Consider the following 17,549-nt stretch of genomic DNA (forward strand, 5'->3'; position numbering starts at 1 on the left):
AAACCAAGGAGACCGACTTCATGCAACGCCGTTCCGTCCTCCAAGCCGCCGCACTCGCCAGCCTCGGCCCCTTCGGGCATCCGGCCTGGGCGCAGGGCTACCCCGCTAAACCCATCCGCCTGATCGTGCCGTTCGCACCAGGCGGCACGACGGACATCATTGCCCGCATCGTCGCTGAGCGCATGTCTAGCGTCCTGGGCCAGACCATGGTGGTCGACAACAAGGCCGGCGGCGGCGGCACAGTCGGCGCGATGGAAATCGTGCGCTCCGCGCCGGATGGCTACACGCTGGGCATGGCCACGGTGTCGACGACGGCGGCCAACCCGGCCATCAACCCCAAGATCGCCTACAACCCGCTGACCGACTTCACGCCCATCATCAACGTCGCGGCGACGCCGAACATCATTGCCGTGCACCCCAGCTTCCCGGCGCGCGACTACAAGGGCTTTGTCGCTGAACTCAAGAAGAACCCGGCCAAGCACAGCTACGCGACATCGGGCACCGGCGGCATCGGCCACTTGCAGATGGAGCTCTACAAGACGCTGGCCGGCGTCTTCGTGCTGCACATCCCCTACCGCGGTGCCGGCCCGGCGTTGAACGACACGGTGGCCGGCCAGGTGCCGATGATCTTCGACAACCTGCCGTCGGCCTTGCCCTTCATCAAGGACGGCCGCCTCATTCCCATCGTCGTCGCCGCACCGCAGCGCCTGGCGGCGCTGCCGAATGTGCCGACCTTCAAGGAAGTCGGCCTGGAGGCCGTCAACCGCCTGGCCTATTACGGCATCCACGGCCCCAAGAGCCTGCCGCGCGACATCGTCGACAAGGTGCACGACGGGGTCAAGAAGGCGCTCGAGATCCCCGACGTCAAGAAGCGCATCGAGGACACCGGCTCGCTGATCGTGGCCAACACGCCCGAGCAGTTCGCGGCGCAGATTGCGGCGGAGTTCGAGGTCTACAAGAAGGTCGTGGCGGCACAGAAGCTCAAGCTTGATTGACTTGAAACCCCTCGCCCAACCTCGCATCGCTGCACGCGAGCGAGTCTGGTCGGCCCCCCGAGGGGGCGGCGATGCTTGCGGCATTGAGCCGCAAGCACATCGCCAAACGGGGCCGGCTTGGGAGCGGCCCGGCGCTCGGCCCGAACTCACTGAGCTACATGGGTGCTAAGTTCGCTGATCCGGCGATAGAGGCCTTCATCGAAGCGCTCTGGCTGGAAGACGGCCTGAGCGCCAACACGCAGGCGGCCTACCGGCGCGACCTGAGCGCGCTGGCGGCCTGGTTGGCGCCGACGCCGCTGGACGCCTGCAGCGAACTCAAGCTGTTCGAGTACGCGGCCGCCAAGCCGGCCGGCAAGGCCACCAGCGCGAACCGGCGGCTGTCGGTCTTCAAGCGCTATTTCCGCTGGGCGCTGCGCGAGGGTCGCGTCCAGGCCGACCCGACGCTCAAGCTGACGACGGCCAAGCAGCCGCTGCGCGTGCCCAAGCTGCTCAGCGAGGCCCAGGTCAGCGCGCTGCTGGATGCGCCGGATRTCGMCWCSCCGCTGGGSCTGCGYGAYCGSGCGATGCTGGAGCTGATGTATGCCAGCGGCCTGCGCGTGTCCGAACTCGTCACGCTCAAGAGCGCCCATGTCGCCTTCAAGGATGCGGTGCTGCATGTCACGGGCAAGGGCAGCAAGGCCCGCCTCGTGCCCTTTGGCGAGCACGCAAGGGACTGGATGACGCGCTATCTGCGCGAGGCCCGCGCCGAGATCCTGACCGGCCAGAGCAGCGACGACCTCTTCGTGACCGCCCGCGGCGCCGGCATGACGCGGCAGATGTTCTGGACCCTGATCAAGCGACACGCGCTGGCGGCCGGCATCACCGTGCCGCTGTCGCCGCACACGCTGCGCCACGCCTTTGCCACGCATCTGCTCAATCATGGTGCGGATCTGCGTGCCGTGCAGCTGCTTCTGGGGCATGCCGATCTGTCGACGACGCAGATCTACACCCATGTGGCGCGGGAGCGCCTCAAAGCCTTGCACGCCGAGCACCATCCGCGGGGCTGAGCGCGGCGGCCTCTCGTTTTCCCGCCCTCGGGTTGCACCGAAGCTTCGTTCGTTTCGTTGGTTTCAAACCTGTCGGCGGGCCACAACACCCACCTTCACGGGCCTGTTACGAGGGGCAAACTCCGCCGCCATCACAAATCGATCACGGAGTCCTTCCATGCACGCCACCCGCCTGCTGCCAACCGCGCTTGCCGCCATCACCCTCTTTGCCACCGCCTCAGCCCTGGCCCAGGAAGCCAGCAACCTCGAGCGCGTGACAGTCATCGGCTCCCGCAAGAGCCTGCCCGCCGCGTCCAGCACCGACACGCTGGTGCCTGTCGACATCTATTCGATGAGCAAGATCACCGAGGGCGGGGGTCAATTCGACCTGGCGCAGACGCTGCAATACCTGTCGCCGTCCTTCAACTCGACGCGCCAGACCGGCGCTGACGGTGCCGACCTGATCGACTCGGCGGCCCTGCGTGGCCTGGGCTCGGACCAGACCCTGGTGCTCGTCAACGGCAAGCGCCGCCACACCGTGGCGCTGGTGAACATCTTCGGCGCGCGCAACCGCGGCACGACGGGCACTGACATGAACTCCCTGCCGCTGCTGGCTATCGACAACGTGCAGGTGCTGCGCGACGGCGCGGCGGCCCAGTACGGGTCGGACGCCATCGCCGGCGTCATCAACATCCAGCTGAAGAAGAAGGCCGGCTGCGAGGCCGTGGCCGGCTACGGCCAGTATTCGGCGGGCGACGGCAAGAACTATCTGGCCTCTGCCTATTGCGGCGTCAAGATCGCCGACGGCACGCTGGGCATCACCGGTGAATGGCAGGACCGTGGCCGCTCGAACCGCGCAGAGGGCGACCCCAACCTGAGCGGCCGCATCATTGGTGACACCAAGGTCGAGAACAAGACCGTCTACCTGAACGGAGAGTTTCCGATTGCCGGCAGCGACAAGCTCTACCTGACGGCCGGCGCGCAGAATCGCGATGCCTCCTCTGGTGCCTGGGCCCGGGGCGGTATCGGCTCGGACGACATCCCGGACCGCAACTCCGCTGCGATGTACCCCGACGGCTTCGTGCCCTTCATCAACGGCAAGATCGAGGACCGCTACTTCATCGTGGGTTGGAAGTCGACCTTCGCCGGCTGGGATACGGACCTGTCCCAGACCTATGGCAGCAACAAGCTGCGCTACAACATCAGCAACACGCTGAACGCCTCCATCGCCAACAAGGATCTGCTGGCCGGCGGCAAGGGCGTCAGCTCGTCAAGCTTCGACGCGGGCGGCTTCGGCTTCAGCCAAGCGACGACCAATTTCGACGTCAGCCGATTCTTCCCGGAAATACTAGGCGGCAGCAACATCGCCTTTGGCGCCGAATACCGCAAGGAGAAGTACGACATCGTCGCTGGCGAGCCGGGCTCCTATATCGACGCCGACGGCCTCAACTTCGGCGGTATCGCCGGCAGCCAGGGCTTCCCGGGCTTCCAGCCGGTCGACGCGACCAACCRCAGCCGCAACAGCCAGGCCCTCTACGTCGACTGGGAAGCCAACCTGACGCCTTCACTGACCATGGACGTCGCTGTGCGCGCCGAGCACTACAGCGAYTTCGGCTCCACGACGACGGCCAAACTGGCCGGCAGCTACAAGGTCGGCAAGGAGTTGCTGCTGCGCGCCGCCGCCAGCACCGGTTTTCGCGCGCCCAGCCTGCAGCAGCTCTACTTCTCGTCTACCTTCACCGACTTCATCAGCCTTGAGCCGGTGCAGGTAAAGCTCGCACCTAACGGCAGCGCCATTCCGCTGGCCGCCGGTATTCCGTCACTGAAGCAGGAAAAGTCCAAGAACTTCACGCTTGGCACGACCTTCAAGCCGAGTGCAGACACCGCGCTCACGATCGACCTCTACCAGATCAAGATTCGCGACCGCATCGTGCTGTCCGGCCGCTTTGATGCCGACAACTACCCCGCGCTGGCCCCGCTGTTAAACAGCCTGGGCGTGGAGCAGACAGCATTCTTCGTCAATTCGGTGAACACCAAGACCCAGGGCATGGATTTGACCGCGTCCACCAGCGCGAAGCTAGGTGCGGGTCAACTCGCGACCTTCCTCGCGCTGAACATCAGCCGTACGACGGTGACGGCCATCAACGCACCGACCTCGCTGAAGGGCTACGAGGACGTGCTGCTATCGACACGCGAACGCCTGTTTATAGAAGAGGCCGGTCCGCGCGCCAAGGCGACGTTGGGCTTCGAGTACAGCCAGGGCGCCTGGACGGGCGAGGCCAAGATCGTCCACTTCGGCAAGCAGACGCAGGGCAGCTTCGAGGATGACCTCTATTTGCACTACAAGCCCAAAACCTCCATGGACCTCGGCCTGAGCTGGCAGGCCACGCCGGCATTGAAGCTCAGCGTGGGCGGAAACAACGTCTTCAACGTCAAGCCGACGCGCCAGGACGCAGGCCAGACCGACAACGGCTACTACTACGACAGCGTGCAGTTCGGCCTGAATGGAGCGTCCTACTTCGCACGGGCTTACTACAAGTTCTAGTAGTGGAAATGTCATCATGAACCCGATATAAACCCGGTGGACATACGCAGCAGTCGCTGCGGTCGGGCGTCGCGATCTTCGTATGGTTGCGGCGCCCGAATCATTTCTGAGCGCAAGCCCCGCGCCTAGAAAGCCGCCGATAATTGGGGTAAGGGTGGGTTCATGAAGAATATATTGATGCTGGTTTCTGTTTGTACAGTTATCGGCAGCGCACAAGCGCAATCTCCAAAATCTCCGGCGAGCGCCAAAGTCGAATCGCTAGTGAGGGCATCGGCGCAACTCGCGATGGTGTCAGATGACGAGAGCCTCGATGTACGCGATGTCATCCAAGATGCAAACGGCGACTCCCATACGAGGTTTCATAGGAAATACAAAGGGTTACGCGTCATCGGCGGTGACTTTGTTGCCCATGCGCAAGCCAGTGGCGTTCTCAAAGGTGTGACGCATGAGATGCGCGAACACATCCGCGTCAACGTCAAGCCGACACAAAACGCCGGCGCTGCGGAAGCTCGTGTCAGAACGGTGTTCGGTGGAGCTATTGGCGGCGTGGTTAGCGAGTTGGTGATTTACGCAATCGGTGCGCCGGTACTGGCCTACGACGTTCTGGTCAGCGCAGGTGTTTCAATGCGCCGTCACTATATTGTTGACGCCCATGGGCTAAATTTAATTAATCAATGGGACGACGTGCATTCTGGGTCGGGCCCGGTGAGCACAACCGGCTCAAGTCAGTATTCAGGTGTTGTGCCGCTGACGATTTATTATCAGATTAGAGATCAGCGGACCGGCAATTGGTATGCATTGCGGGATATTGCGCGTGGTCCGTTTTCGATATCTGCCGATAGTGTTGGAAGTGCTTTGCATAAGGTGGATAACGGACAGGCGCCCAATACGCTCTGGGCGGGGGCTAACGTGGATGCCATGTATGGCCAAAATATTTCATGGGACTACTTCCTCACAAAATTCGGTCGAAACGGTGGTAGCGCCAATTTTGCGTATTTTGACTCGTCGATGGGGAGTAATGCTGAATTCAATCCCGACTGTTGGTGTATTCGTGTCGGTTTGGGTGATGGTGCAGGCATGCAATCATTTGCTGCGCCCGACGTGATGGGGCACGAATATACGCACGGTATTATCAGATCGACTGCCAATCTGATTTATTCGGGAGAGTCGGGAGCAATTAATGAATCGATGGCTGATGTATTTGGCACGTTGATTGAGTATTATGCCCCGTATCGACAGTATCCCGCAAACTACATGATTGGTGAGCGTGTCTACTCGACCAACAACGGGAACAGTCAGCCACTAACCTATGCGCTGCGGTACATGTTTAGGCCCAGCTACGACGGTCGGGGATCTCAGGATTGCTACTATCCTGGTATTGGGTCGCTTGATGTGCACTATTCCTCGGGCGTTGGTAATCGCTTCTTTTATCTGCTGGCTGAAGGGGCAGTATCGCCGGCAAACCTTCCTGGCGGTAATTACTTTCCTCCGAGTAGCCTAGTTTGCAATGGGGACACCGCATTGCAAGGAATTGGCAGGGAGGCTGCCGGGCAGATCATCTACCGCGCACTCACTGTGTATATGATCTCGTCGAGTGGATACAGCCAATATCGTGCCGCTTCGATCCAGGCCGCAATCGATCTGTATGGGTTGAATTCAACCCAGTACAACGCCGTCATTGCTGCATGGTCTGCAGCGGGCGTCAATTGAAGCACGCGGCCCTTTGATATCTGAATGGCCTGTCAAAATCGATCCGGCCTCGGTCGGATCTTTTGCTGGCGGTCGGCTCACTCCTGCGAATCTTGTTAAGAACTGGTGGGTGGTCGCCAACGAGGCCGCGGCAGGGCTGCGCAAGGCGATCGCTACGCAAGAACCAGATGCTCAGCACTTCGTGACGACCACCTGATTCGACATTGCTTAGTGGGCCTAGCGCCTTGCCGCTCCGATGAAGACTCATTCATATTCATGGCCAATTTGATCCGTTTGGATGCTTGAATATACCAGGGGGATTTAGTGAATTTTCGAACGAAACCTTCACTTCTGTGTGGCGAAATGGCTATTGCTGTTCTCGGCTTATATGCGCCGGCGAAATTACTCGCGGCCCCGCCCGGAATTACATACATCAATGAATGCGTTCAGAGAGGCGGGGCAGTGGCTTGCACGCCTCCTGATCGCCCCGCTCCGGTTCGTGGTCCACGGATTGATGGATTAAACGAGTACAACGCTTGCTCACTAATCGGCCGATACTCAGGTGAGGCCAACAATGGGTCAGCTACATATTTGGTGGATCCTCCCCCCTGGGGCCCAGCGCTGCCCGCGCCTTACACAAGCGGTGTCAATAACTGCACGAATCTCCCACCTATCAATGGGTATTTTCCCCGGCTTCTCGCCTATTATTCTTCTTGTGGAGGAAGCTACACGTCGCTGGCCGACGATCCGACTCTCTGTGCGCCGCGCTGTGCGCCGGAGCAGGAATGGTCGGAAGAACGCGGAGCTTGTGTAGTTGTCTGGGAGAGTTTCAGAACCAGTAAGCCGCCAGCATGCAATGAAACGTCAGGCAACCCGATAGTTACCGCGCTTGGCGTCAAATTGCAGGGGATAGATCTCGGGTTGAAGATCGCTGGTATCGAACTGAGGCTGGCATACAACAGCGCGCCCATTCTCTTCCCGCAGTTGGATAAGTTTTCCGGGCACGCCTTCCCATATTGGCGGCTGAATCTCGCGCGACGGATTTATCGCAATACGAACGGCAGCGCGATCAATGCGGTTCGCGGAGATGGGTCGATCCTGACCTTCACCAAGCAAGGTGCCAGCTTCATCGCAGATGCGGATGTGGGCGGGCGCTTGGTGGCCGATGGCGCCAACCTCCTGCTCTTTTCGGACAATGAAGGCCTGATTGAGAAATACAACGCAGACGGGCGCTTGCTGGCCATCACTACCAACGCGGGGCGACAAATCGCGTTCACTTACAGCGACGCCAGCACTCCGCCTGAGATCGCCAGCACCGCTGGTGCGCTGATCGGCATAACTGATGATTTGGATGGTTCCATCCAATTGCGTTACGAAGCCGGAAGCGGAGGGCTCAAGACGCTGACTGCTTTGCGGAATACCCAAGACGTTGTCACGTTGACCTATGACGGGGCGGGGCGCTTGTCCTCGGTCGTCTTCCCGGACAGTTCGTCGAAGATTCTGGAATACACCGACGCCAATCACTCGACCGCCTTGACGGGTGTCTTGCATGAAGACGGCGTCAGTCGCTCCGTTTACGCCTACGACTCCTACGGGCGCGCGACGTCGACGGGCATCGAGGGAATGCCAGCGGTTTCTTTGGCCTTTAACGGAACGCCGGTCGTGAGCACGACGCAGTCGTTCAATTCTGCGACCGGTGTCCTGACGAAGACGCACGAATGGTCCGTGCCGTCGTCCGTAGGCGTGACACAACCGAGTGGAGCTGTGTCGCAACAGGCGTTTGATTCAGTGCTCGGATTTCCGCGTTTGACCAGCAGCAGTCAGCCTGCCGGCTCGGGCTGTAGCGCCGCTACTAAAACACAGGCATTCGACGCGAACGGCAATGTCACGCAGCGAAACGACTTCAATGGCTTCCGTAGTTGCTATGCGTTCGATTCCAGTAGAAATCTGGAGGTTTCGCGCGTTGAGGGATTGGCTGGAACGGCCGCTTGCTCAAGCGTCGTATCCGCGGGTGCAACGCTGCCGGCAGGCAGTCGCAAGATCAGCACCCAATATCACCCCGCCTGGCGTTTACCCACCAAGACCGCCGAGCCGAGCCGGCTGACGACCAAGGTCTACAACGGCCAGCCCGATCCCTTCAACGGCGGTGCAATTGTCTCGTGCGCGCCTGCCAGTGCCTCGCTGCCTGACGGCAGTGCAATCGTCGTACTGTGCAAGCAGGTTGAACAAGCGACGACGGACACCAATGGTGCCCAGGGTCTCGCAGCGACGTTGGACGCCACCGTGCCGAACCGTGTGCAGCAGTGGACCTACAACCAGTACGGCCAGGTGCTCACCGCCAACGACCCGCTCAACAACACCACCGCCTACGCTTACTACAGCGACACCACCGCTGACCACACCAAGGGGGGCCTCAATACCGTCACCAACGCCAAGCAGCAGGTCACGACCTTCACCAAGTACAACGCCGCCGGCCAATGGCTGGAAATGAAGGATGCCAATGACGTTCTCACCACGCGCACCTTCGACCTGCGCCAGCGCCTGAAGAGCCTGAAGACAGGAACGGCGCTGACCAGCTACGACTACTGGCCCACGGGCCTGCTGCAAAAGGTGACCCTGCCTGATAGCAGCAGCCTGAGCTATGGCTACGACGACGCGCACCGTCTGACCGGCATCACCGACAACCTGGGCAACAGCATCACCTACACGCTGGACAACAGCGGCAACCGCACCGGCGAGGACGTCAAGGACCCCAGCGGCACGCTGGCCAAGACGCTCACGCGAGTGCCCGATGCGCTCAATCGAATTCAACAGGTGACTGGGAGGCACTGAGAATGAAAAACTTGCGTTTCTCGGCGGTGATCGCCGCCTGCTTCAGCGTCTCATTGTTGGCCCATGCGGCTGGCGGCCTCGGCGGAGGGGGATCTCCGACGAGCACGACGATTAGCGCTTCGCCGAACCCGGCCAGCACCTCGGTAAACGTGAGAGTGCAGGCTGTGGTCTCGCCTCCGGCCGAGGGCACGATGAACTTCATGGCTGACGGCCAGTTGCTCAGCAGTGTGTCGGTCGTGGCGAATACCAACGGCAACTGCCCACCAGACCCCACCAGTGTTGTCTCGCGCGCCAAGGCCGCGGCGGTCAAGCCGAGCGCAAAGTCGGCAGCCCCCAAGGTCACCGCCAGCACGGCGAGCACTTGCGGAGATCCCTTCGGGACGGTCGCCATCTTCATTGCGCCAGGAACCCTGGCGGCAGGCGACCATATCTTGACCGCCAGCTTCGTGAGTGGCGACCCGACCTACTATGAAGGCAGCGATTCTGACCCGCTGACCCTGACGATCTCCGCGCCGACCGGCGGCGCGACATTACCCGCTGTGCCGGTCTCGTCGACGCCTGTTACCAAGTACGAATACGACGCCGAGGGCCATCCCACCAAGACCATCGTCGCTCCTAGCACCCGAAACTACGCGACTAAGCATGAGTACGACGCGCTGGGCCGGCGCAAGAACACGACCGATGCCAAGAACGGTCTCACCCAGTTCGGCTACGACCTGCAGGACCAACTGACCTCGGTCACCGACCCGCGTCAACTCGTCACGCAGTACGAGCCTGGTGGCCTGGGCGATGTGAAGAAGCTCATCAGCCCCGACACCGGCACCATCAACAACACCAGCTTCGACGCTGCAGGCAACCTCAAGGCCAGCACCGACGCGCGTGGCGTGCTGGCCAGCTACGACTACGACGAACTCAACCGGCCCAAACAGGTCGTGTACAGCAAGACTGGCGCCACCAGCCGCACCGTCAGCTGGACCTATGACCAGACGGGTGCCAGCTTCGGCTATGGCGTGGGCCGCCTCACAACCGCAGCCACGCCCGACRCCAGCACCACCTTCCGCTACGACGCGCTGGGCCGGGTCAAGATGACCGTGCAGAGCGGCTCGGCGGGCAATCCTCTGGTCGTCAATTACGACTACGACGACGCCGGTCACGTCACCGGTCTGACCTACCCCTCCGGCCGTGTGGTCACCTTCGGCTGGGCCAATGGTCTGCCGCAATCCATCTCTATCACCAGCGGCACCACCACCAAGACGCTGCTGGACCAGATCGCCATGAGCGCCTTCGGGCCGGTGAAGAGCTGGGTCTGGCAATTGGGCGCAACACCTCAAGCGCATGAACGGGTGTACGACACCAACGGCCGCCTGGTGCGCCACCCGCTGGGCAACCTCGTGCGAGACATTGGCTACGACGACGCGGACCGGATCAGCGGCTACACCCACTACACCGCGGCGACCGCCCAGCCGGCCGCGGCCTATGACCAGGTCTTCGGCTACGACGAGATGAATCGACTGCTCACGGTGAGCGGCTCGACGAACTGGAGCTACAGCTATGACGCCAATGGCAACCGGACCAGCGCGGGTTCGCGGGCCTACACCGTGCARGCGACCAGCAACAAGCTCGACGTACTGACCAACCCGGCGCGCAACATGCTCTACGACGCTGCAGGCAACACCAGCAGCGACATCCAGAGCGGCTCCTCTGCCAACTACACAGCCACCTACAGTCTTGAAGGTCGCCTGGCCGCCATGGCACAAGGCAGCAGCGCGGGTGTGGATTTCGGCTACGACGCCATGGGGCGGCGCATTACCCGAGGACAGTGGGTGGGCAGTTCGAGCAACCCCAGGACCTACACGCTCTACGCCTATGACCAGGCCAACCACCTCATCGGCGAATACAACGCCAACGGCACGCCGATCACCGAATATGTGTGGCTGGGCGATACGCCGGTGGCGATCATCAAGCCTGATGGGACAGGAATGCAGATCTATGCCATCCACACCGATCATCTGGGCACGCCGCGGGTGATCTTGGATGCCAGCGGCCAGGTGCGCTGGCGCTGGGTGGGTGAGCCCTTTGGAGCGAGTCCGGCGGAGGAGCAGCCGACGGCGGGTCAGGCGGCGCTGCAGCAAAACCTTAGGTTCCCGGGGCAGCAGTACGAGGCCTTCGGCGGTAGGCATTACAACCACTTCCGGGACTATGACCCGACCACTGGACGGTATGTCCAAAGTGACCCTATCGGACTGAACGGGGGGATCAACACGTACAGCTATTCGTTCGGTAGTCCAATTGGCTATTCAGACCCCTCCGGGCTCTATGTAGGGGCTGATGATGTCGTTCTCGCATCCCCTTGGGGACGCGCGGCGTTGTTTGGCGGTTTTGTCGGGTGGCAGCTAGGCACCGGCCTCAACAATGGAATCAACTACGCCTTCGAACGCTTTACTGGGCAAGGACTCGCGGGTAATCTCTACGATTGGCTCCATCCGAATGCGTCAGCCGATGAAGGGGCTGACTACAGTCCTTGGTCGCCTGATCCTGAAGTAAATCGACGATTTATTGCAGACCGGGATAGGGTTAAGGATTTCGACGGAAAATTTGCACCCTACTCAAACCCAAATAAACCAACATGCGATGAGCTCAAAGAGCGCATCAAATACTTGGAGCGAGCCATTTCCACCCGTGTGGATTTCACCAACAATTGGTATGGTGGCAAATGGAATAAAGGGCACAAGCAGCGGGTTGACATTTTGACTGAGCTTCTAAACAGAATCCGTGCCCGATTGGAGAGGGGGGACTGCACGCCATGCTAAGTGTTTTGGAAGGTCTTCAGCAATTTTGGTTGGGTCTCGTAGACGAGAATGGCCTTGATATACCGCTGACAAAAATTGACCAGCTCAACGCATTTGGCGAAGGTCCAATTCACATTGCCGCATGGAAGGGCTCCAGTAAGCAACTTATATGGTTGATTGAAAATGGGGCGAATATCAATCAGCGGGGTGAATTCGGAATGACGCCACTTCACTACGCGTACATGGGCGAGCGCAGAGAAAATATTGACGTTCTGATTCGTGCAGGAGCGGACTCGACAATGAGGTGCGACCGGGGATTGCTGCCGCCCGAGGGGCGTCCAGAGTCATAGCAAGCCCTGGCCCCAGAATGGGCCTCTGAAAAAAACAAATTTCCTCCGCCAGGGAGGCTGCCTTCGTCTTCGCTCTGCAACCCCGTGTCACGCCTCAACAAAGCGCCTGCAACTACGGCGGACGCGTGCCCGGGCGTCTGGGCGGAGCTTCTTGCGAAGTGACCCCATCGAGTTGGCGGGCGGACTCAACGCCTACTCGTGAGCCGTGCCGGCCTCATTCACCCCATTTCGCGAGATATTTGTCGTAGTTTTCCCGCCAGTCGGGCGACCCCGCACGTCCGCTGCTTTGATGGGTGATGGCGATCGGCCACGTCGCCAGCCACAGCCCTGCCTGACGGGCGCTGCGGCAAAAGTCCATGTCGTAGAAGTGGAAGTCGAAGCGCTCGTCAAAACGGACCTGGCGCTCCCTGAGCAGGTCGCGCCGCGTGGCGAGCAGCACGCCGTCCAACAGCTCGCAACTGGCCGGCACCGGCCCGAAGTGGGCGACCTTGCCAAAAGCCTGCTGCCCATGGCACACCGTGCCGCTGAGGTGCTCGGCGGCATCCCATTCGAAGCGCGGGGTCGGAAAAGCCCATGAGGGCTGTCCCGGCACGCGGCGGCGGTTGCCCGCCACGCCGATGATGTCGACCGCGTTCACGGCAGCCGACACGTGTTCGAAAAAGAAGTGATCGTCCAGCCAGACGTCGTCGTGGATGAATACTAGGATCGGCTCGGCGTCGGCGGCGTCGATGCGCTCGTTGTAGACCGACGGCAAACCCCTACGGTTCTCGAAGGCAATGCGTGGTTTCAGTCGGTGGTCATGCGATATGCGCTGCAACGACAGACCCAGTGCCGAGCGGGTCCAGAAGTCGTGAGAGGTCAGGCGCGTTGCGCAAATCAGATCCATCATGCGTTGTGAATCCAGGTGAACCTGTTGTCGTTGGCGAGGCGGCGTAGTCTAGCGATGGCCTTCGGGCTCCTGAGGCGCGAGGCTCGCCGCTGACGTAGTGCTGCGCGGGAAGCGCCTGGCGTGCTTTGTGCCCGCGCTGTAGCGCCGCGTGCCAGCCTTTTCGACAGGGCGGCGGGGACAATGAATCGATGGACCACAGCTTCCTCTCCGCCCTGATCCTGCTGCTGCTGGTGCTCGACCCGCTCGGCAGCCTGCCCGTGTTCATTCCCATCATGCGTGCGGTGCCCAAGGAGCGCCGCACGCGGGTGGCGTTGCGCGAGGTGGGCATCGCCTTCTGCGTGCTGTTTGCCTTCATGTTCCTGGGCGAGGGCTTCCTGCGCGTGATGCACCTGTCGGAGCGCTCGCTCGAGGTGGCTGGCGGCGTGATTCTGGTGATCATCGCCATCCGCATGATCTTCGGCAGCTCGGGCGAATCGGCCTATGGCCTGGAGCCCGGCAAGGAGCCGCTGATCTTTCCGCTGGCCGTGCCGCTGCTGGCTGGGCCATCGGCCATGGCCACGGTGTTGCTGCTGGCGTCCCGCCAGCCTGACCGCATTTACGAGTGGATTGGTGCGCTCAGCGCGGCCCTGCTGGTCTCGGGCCTGGTGCTCGTGCTGGCGGACCGCATCCGCAAGCTGCTGGGCGACTCGGTGGTCTCGGCCATCGAGAAGCTGATGGGCCTGGTGTTGACGGCCATCGCCGTCGAGATGGTGCTGGCCGGCCTGAAGCGCTACTTCGTCGGCGGTTTGTAGTCCTTGGTCGGCCAGCGGCCGGCCTTACTTGTTCTTGAGCTTGGCTTCCTTGCCCTTGGGCAGCACGGCCGTCATCGGTGGCACCGGGCGATCCGAGCCCGCCGCCTTGCCGGGGCCCGTGTCCTTCTTGGGTTTCTTCGTCATCTTGTTGCCGCGTTGTTCGGTGTTGGCCATAGGTCCTCCGTGCAGAGTGATTGCGAGAAACCGAACTATGCCTCAGCGTCGTAGCGTGTTTTAGCTGGGCTTACCGCCCATTGCGCTGAAGTGATGTCGTAGCGCTTGCAGTCCATGTCATACCAGCGGCCGTTGCCGGTGAAGGTCATGCCCAGGCGCTCCATGACGGTGGAGGAGGGCGTGTTCTCGGGCTGGCAGACGGCGCAGATCAACTCCGGCTTGAGCGTCTTGAACGCCCAGCCGACCATGTGGCGGGCTGCTTCGCTGGCATAGCCCACGCCCCAGGCATCCTGGCGCAGCCGCCAGCCGGTCTCCAGCGGCCCCGCCGGGTCGCGGTTCAGGTGCTGGATGCAGCCGGTGCCGATCAGGTCGCCGTTGTCCTGGCGGATGAAACCCCACCAGGAATAGCCGAACTCGGCCCAGCGGGCCTTCACGCGGTCGATCATGGACTGCGTGTCTTCCGGCGTGTCAGGCCGGCCGGTGATGTAGCGCATGACGACGGGGTCGCTGTTCAGGCGGTACAGGGCCTCGAAATGGCTGTCGTTCAGCGGCTCAAGGCGCAGCCGAGGGGTCACGAGAAGGGTCATGGCATCCAGCCTGAGTGGGTCACGGTTGGATGCATTCTGAAGTGGCGCGTTCTCACGATTCGAAAGTCACTTTTCAAATCATGAAAAGCAACCATGGTGCGCTGCCGCAATATTTCTCATTATGGTGAATGGCATTTCTTGATTTGAAAAATAAAACATAAGCCATTGTTTTTAAATGACAAAGTTTTTCGTCTTATATAAGACTGGCGGCTTCACAAGGCCAGGTCCAAGGCCTAGTCTTGCACCATCGGTTTTCGATGTTCAGCAAGGAGCTTTTCATGACCCGCCTCACCCGTGACCAACAGATCGCCGCCCTGGAAAAAGACTGGGCCGAGAACCCCCGTTGGAAGGGCATCACCCGCGGCTACAGCGCCGCCGACGTCGTGCGCCTGCGCGGCTCCATCGAGATCGAACACACGCTGGCCAAGCGCGGTGCCGAGAAGCTCTGGGGCCTGGTGAACACCGAGCCTTTCGTCAATGCSCTGGGYGCSCTGACCGGCAACCAGGCSATGCAGCAGGTCAAGGCCGGCCTGAAGGCCATCTACCTGTCCGGCTGGCARGTCGCCGGTGACGCCAACAGCAATGGCGAGATGTACCCCGACCAGTCGCTGTACYCGGTGGACTCGGTGCCCAAGGTCGTCAAGAAGATCAACGCCACCTTCCAGCGCGCCGACCAGATCCAGTGGAGCGAAGGCAAGGACGACATCGACTTCTTCGCCCCCATCGTGGCCGACGCCGAAGCGGGCTTTGGCGGCGTGCTGAACGCCTTCGAGCTGATGAAGGCCATGATCGAGGCCGGTGCCGCGGGCGTGCACTTCGARGACCAGCTSGCCWSSGCCAAGAAGTGCGGCCACATGGGYGGCAAGGTGCTSGTGCCCACSCGYGAAGCSGTKGMSAAGCTSGTCGCCGCSCGCCTSGCCGCCGACGTSATGGGCACGCCCACGCTGCTGGTCGCCCGCACCGACGCCGAAGCCGGTGATCTCGTCACTGCCGACATCGACGACAACGACAAGCCGTTCTGCACCGGCGAGCGCACCGTCGAAGGCTTCTACCGTACCCGCAACGGCCTGGACCAGGCCATCAGCCGCGGCCTGGCGTACGCGCCCTACGCCGACCTGATCTGGTGCGAGACCGGCAAGCCCGACCTGGCCTTCGCCAAGGCCTTCGCCGACGCCATCCATGCCAAGTTCCCCGGCAAGCTGCTGGCCTACAACTGCTCGCCGAGCTTCAACTGGAAGAAGAACCTGGACGACGCGACCATCGCCAAGTTCCAGCGCGAACTGGGTGCCCTGGGCTACAAGTTCCAGTTCATCACGCTGGCCGGCTTCCACAGCCTGAACTACTCGATGTTCGAGCTGGCCCATGGCTACGCCCGCCACCAGATGAGCGCSTTCGTCGAMCTGCAGGAGAAGGAATTCGCYGCCGCCGARAAGGGCTTCACCGCYGTCAARCACCAGCGYGAAGTCGGCACCGGCTACTTCGACGCCGTCACGACGACCATCGAAGCCAACGCTTCCACGGCCGCGCTGAAGGGCTCGACGGAAGACGAGCAGTTCTTCGACGCCAAGCACGGTTAAATCAGTCGGCTTCAACTCCTGACTTTTGTGGCCCGCTTCGGCGGGCCTTTTTTATGGCGTTGTGAGTGTTTGCCCGGTCGTCACGGTCGTGTCATATTCATGTCAAACACTCGTGGCCATGAACAACACAACGACAACAAAGTTCAGCCTCGCAAATCGCCTGAGCGCCTGGGTCGGCCAGCGACGCGAGACCCGTTTCCAGCAGGCGCTGCGCCGCCAGTGCCCGCCGGCCACGCTGGCCGCCGAGCAGATCCCGCCCGCGGTTCGCGCGGCCTGGATGCGGCAAGCCCCCGATGACTTTCCCGGCCTTGCCGTCGATGACGCGGCCTGGTTGCGTTGCTCCGCAGGCCTGGCCCAGTTCTTCGAAGCCTGCCGGCTGCAGCAGGCTCAGGGCCCGTGTGCCTTGCCCAGCAAGGCGGCGGATTCGGTGTGGCATGTCTGGCTGCAAACGGATGCTGGCGGGCTGGCTGCCTGGCAGCAACGCTACTTCGGCCAGTTCGTCGAACACCGCGAAGCCGAGGCGCTGGGCGCGCCCCTGGATGAATGCCTGGCCCGCACCTGGGCCGGCGCCTGTCGCAGCGAAGGGCGCAGCCTGATCGCCCAGCGGCTGCCCTTCCTGTTCGCGCTCGACGGCCTGATGCGCCTGCCCACCGGCTGGGCCTATGGGCATGAGCGCGGTGTGCTGGTGCATCGCCAGATCGATGGCTTTGGTCAGCTCAGCGGCAGCTCGACGACCCATGCCGCTCTCGGTGCTGCCGGGTTGGCGGGCCTGGGGCTGCTCAGTGCCGCAGAGGCCCAGGCGATGCAGCGCCGCCGTGATGACAGCGGTAGCGGCGATGGCGGCTTCAACTGGGGCTACAGCTTCAGCGATGGCGGCAGCAGCGACTGTGGCAGCAGCGATGGCGGTGGAGCCAGCTGTGACGGCGGTGGCGGCAGCAGCTGCGGCGGCTCGGGCTGAGGGGGCGGCGGGGGCAGTTAGGGAAGCGCTGAACAAGTCCCTCGCGCGCAGCGCATCCCTGCTTTGGGCGGTCTGCGGCGTTGCAAATGCTCGCCATAGCAAGGGCTATGGCTGCGCGTTGCGCCTGGCAGCCCATCCCAAACCAGGGCGCGCTGCATCGCGGGGACTTATTCAGCGCTTCCTTAGCGCCGCGCCACCTGGAAGGTGCCGACCGCGCCGTTCAGCGTCGTTGCCTGCTCGCGCAGGCTCTCGGCCGCGGCGGTCGACTCCTCCACCAGCGCGGCGTTCTGCTGCGTGACCTGGTCGAGCTGGGCAATCGCGATATTGACCTGGGCGATGCCGTCAGAC

14 protein-coding genes and 1 pseudogene are annotated in these 17,549 nt (G+C 62.0%); 10 read left to right on the forward strand and 5 right to left on the reverse strand.

Going from position 1 to position 17,549, the window contains the following annotated elements; all coding sequences use genetic code 11:
* The first annotated feature begins 20 nt into the window (after positions 1-20).
* The 5 genes from ACXJKJ_RS13720 to ACXJKJ_RS13740 all read left to right on the forward strand — a co-directional run bounded on the left by ACXJKJ_RS13720 (position 21) and on the right by ACXJKJ_RS13740 (position 9,086).
* The gene (locus ACXJKJ_RS13720; RefSeq protein ID WP_457390493.1) at positions 21-995 is read left to right on the forward strand and encodes a tripartite tricarboxylate transporter substrate binding protein BugE; all 975 of its coding nucleotides are present in this window, start codon (positions 21-23) and stop codon (positions 993-995) included.
* Positions 996-1,153: 158 nt separating this feature from the next.
* Positions 1,154-2,041 carry a site-specific tyrosine recombinase XerD gene (xerD, locus tag ACXJKJ_RS13725; protein WP_457390507.1) on the forward strand — a complete coding sequence of 296 codons (888 nt, stop codon included), beginning with the start codon at positions 1,154-1,156 and terminating at the stop codon, positions 2,039-2,041.
* A gap of 157 nt (positions 2,042-2,198) precedes the next feature.
* Positions 2,199-4,565, forward strand: coding sequence for a TonB-dependent receptor plug domain-containing protein (locus ACXJKJ_RS13730; RefSeq protein ID WP_457390494.1), 2,367 nt, complete (start codon positions 2,199-2,201; stop codon positions 4,563-4,565).
* 177 nt (positions 4,566-4,742) lie between these two features.
* A complete protein-coding gene (locus tag ACXJKJ_RS13735; RefSeq protein ID WP_457390495.1) occupies positions 4,743-6,275 on the forward strand; it encodes a M4 family metallopeptidase in 1,533 nt (510 codons plus the stop codon).
* 900 nt (positions 6,276-7,175) lie between these two features.
* A complete protein-coding gene (locus tag ACXJKJ_RS13740; protein ID WP_457390496.1) occupies positions 7,176-9,086 on the forward strand; it encodes a hypothetical protein in 1,911 nt (636 codons plus the stop codon).
* On the opposite strand, the gene ACXJKJ_RS13745 is transcribed toward ACXJKJ_RS13740, so the two are convergent.
* Entirely contained in the window at positions 9,052-9,288 is a 237-nt protein-coding gene (locus ACXJKJ_RS13745; RefSeq protein WP_457390497.1) for a hypothetical protein, read from the reverse strand. The two genes, ACXJKJ_RS13740 and ACXJKJ_RS13745, sit on opposite strands and share 35 nt — an antisense overlap.
* On the opposite strand from ACXJKJ_RS13745, the gene ACXJKJ_RS13750 reads away from it, so the two are divergent.
* On the forward strand, positions 9,278-11,896 hold the full coding sequence (locus tag ACXJKJ_RS13750) for an RHS repeat-associated core domain-containing protein (RefSeq protein WP_457390498.1): 2,619 nt from the start codon (positions 9,278-9,280) through the stop codon (positions 11,894-11,896). The two genes, ACXJKJ_RS13745 and ACXJKJ_RS13750, sit on opposite strands and share 11 nt — an antisense overlap.
* Positions 11,890-12,225: an ankyrin repeat domain-containing protein gene (locus tag ACXJKJ_RS13755; RefSeq protein ID WP_457390499.1), complete on the forward strand. Its 336-nt coding sequence runs from the start codon at positions 11,890-11,892 to the stop codon at positions 12,223-12,225. The genes ACXJKJ_RS13750 and ACXJKJ_RS13755 overlap by 7 nt, the downstream gene beginning before the upstream one ends.
* Positions 12,226-12,439: 214 nt before the next feature.
* Here the strand turns inward: ACXJKJ_RS13755 and ACXJKJ_RS13760 are convergent, their stop codons facing one another.
* Positions 12,440-13,114, reverse strand: a complete 675-nt coding sequence (locus ACXJKJ_RS13760) for a glycosyltransferase (RefSeq protein WP_457390500.1) — start codon at positions 13,112-13,114, stop codon at positions 12,440-12,442.
* 188 nt (positions 13,115-13,302) lie between these two features.
* On the opposite strand from ACXJKJ_RS13760, the gene ACXJKJ_RS13765 reads away from it, so the two are divergent.
* On the forward strand, positions 13,303-13,905 hold the full coding sequence (locus ACXJKJ_RS13765; protein ID WP_056201623.1) for a MarC family protein: 603 nt from the start codon (positions 13,303-13,305) through the stop codon (positions 13,903-13,905).
* A 24-nt stretch (positions 13,906-13,929) separates the two neighbouring features.
* Here the strand turns inward: ACXJKJ_RS13765 and ACXJKJ_RS13770 are convergent, their stop codons facing one another.
* Together ACXJKJ_RS13770 and ACXJKJ_RS13775 are read right to left on the reverse strand one after the other, a co-directional pair.
* Positions 13,930-14,079, reverse strand: a complete 150-nt coding sequence (locus ACXJKJ_RS13770; RefSeq protein ID WP_200946909.1) for a hypothetical protein — start codon at positions 14,077-14,079, stop codon at positions 13,930-13,932.
* A 35-nt stretch (positions 14,080-14,114) separates the two neighbouring features.
* Complete coding sequence (locus tag ACXJKJ_RS13775) at positions 14,115-14,666, reverse strand: GNAT family N-acetyltransferase (protein WP_457390501.1); 552 nt, start codon at positions 14,664-14,666, stop codon at positions 14,115-14,117.
* A 278-nt stretch (positions 14,667-14,944) separates the two neighbouring features.
* Between ACXJKJ_RS13775 and aceA the strand changes: the two genes are divergently transcribed.
* Both aceA and ACXJKJ_RS13785 read left to right on the forward strand, forming a co-directional pair.
* Positions 14,945-16,243: an isocitrate lyase gene (gene aceA, locus ACXJKJ_RS13780; RefSeq protein WP_457390502.1), complete on the forward strand. Its 1,299-nt coding sequence runs from the start codon at positions 14,945-14,947 to the stop codon at positions 16,241-16,243.
* A 118-nt stretch (positions 16,244-16,361) separates the two neighbouring features.
* A complete protein-coding gene (locus ACXJKJ_RS13785) occupies positions 16,362-17,201 on the forward strand; it encodes a hypothetical protein (protein ID WP_457390503.1) in 840 nt (279 codons plus the stop codon).
* A 182-nt stretch (positions 17,202-17,383) separates the two neighbouring features.
* Here ACXJKJ_RS13785 and ACXJKJ_RS13790 read toward each other — a convergent pair.
* Positions 17,384-17,549, reverse strand: a pseudogene (locus ACXJKJ_RS13790) (methyl-accepting chemotaxis protein); the annotation flags it as partial.

It is taken from the genome of Roseateles sp. P5_E1, assembly GCF_054049335.1.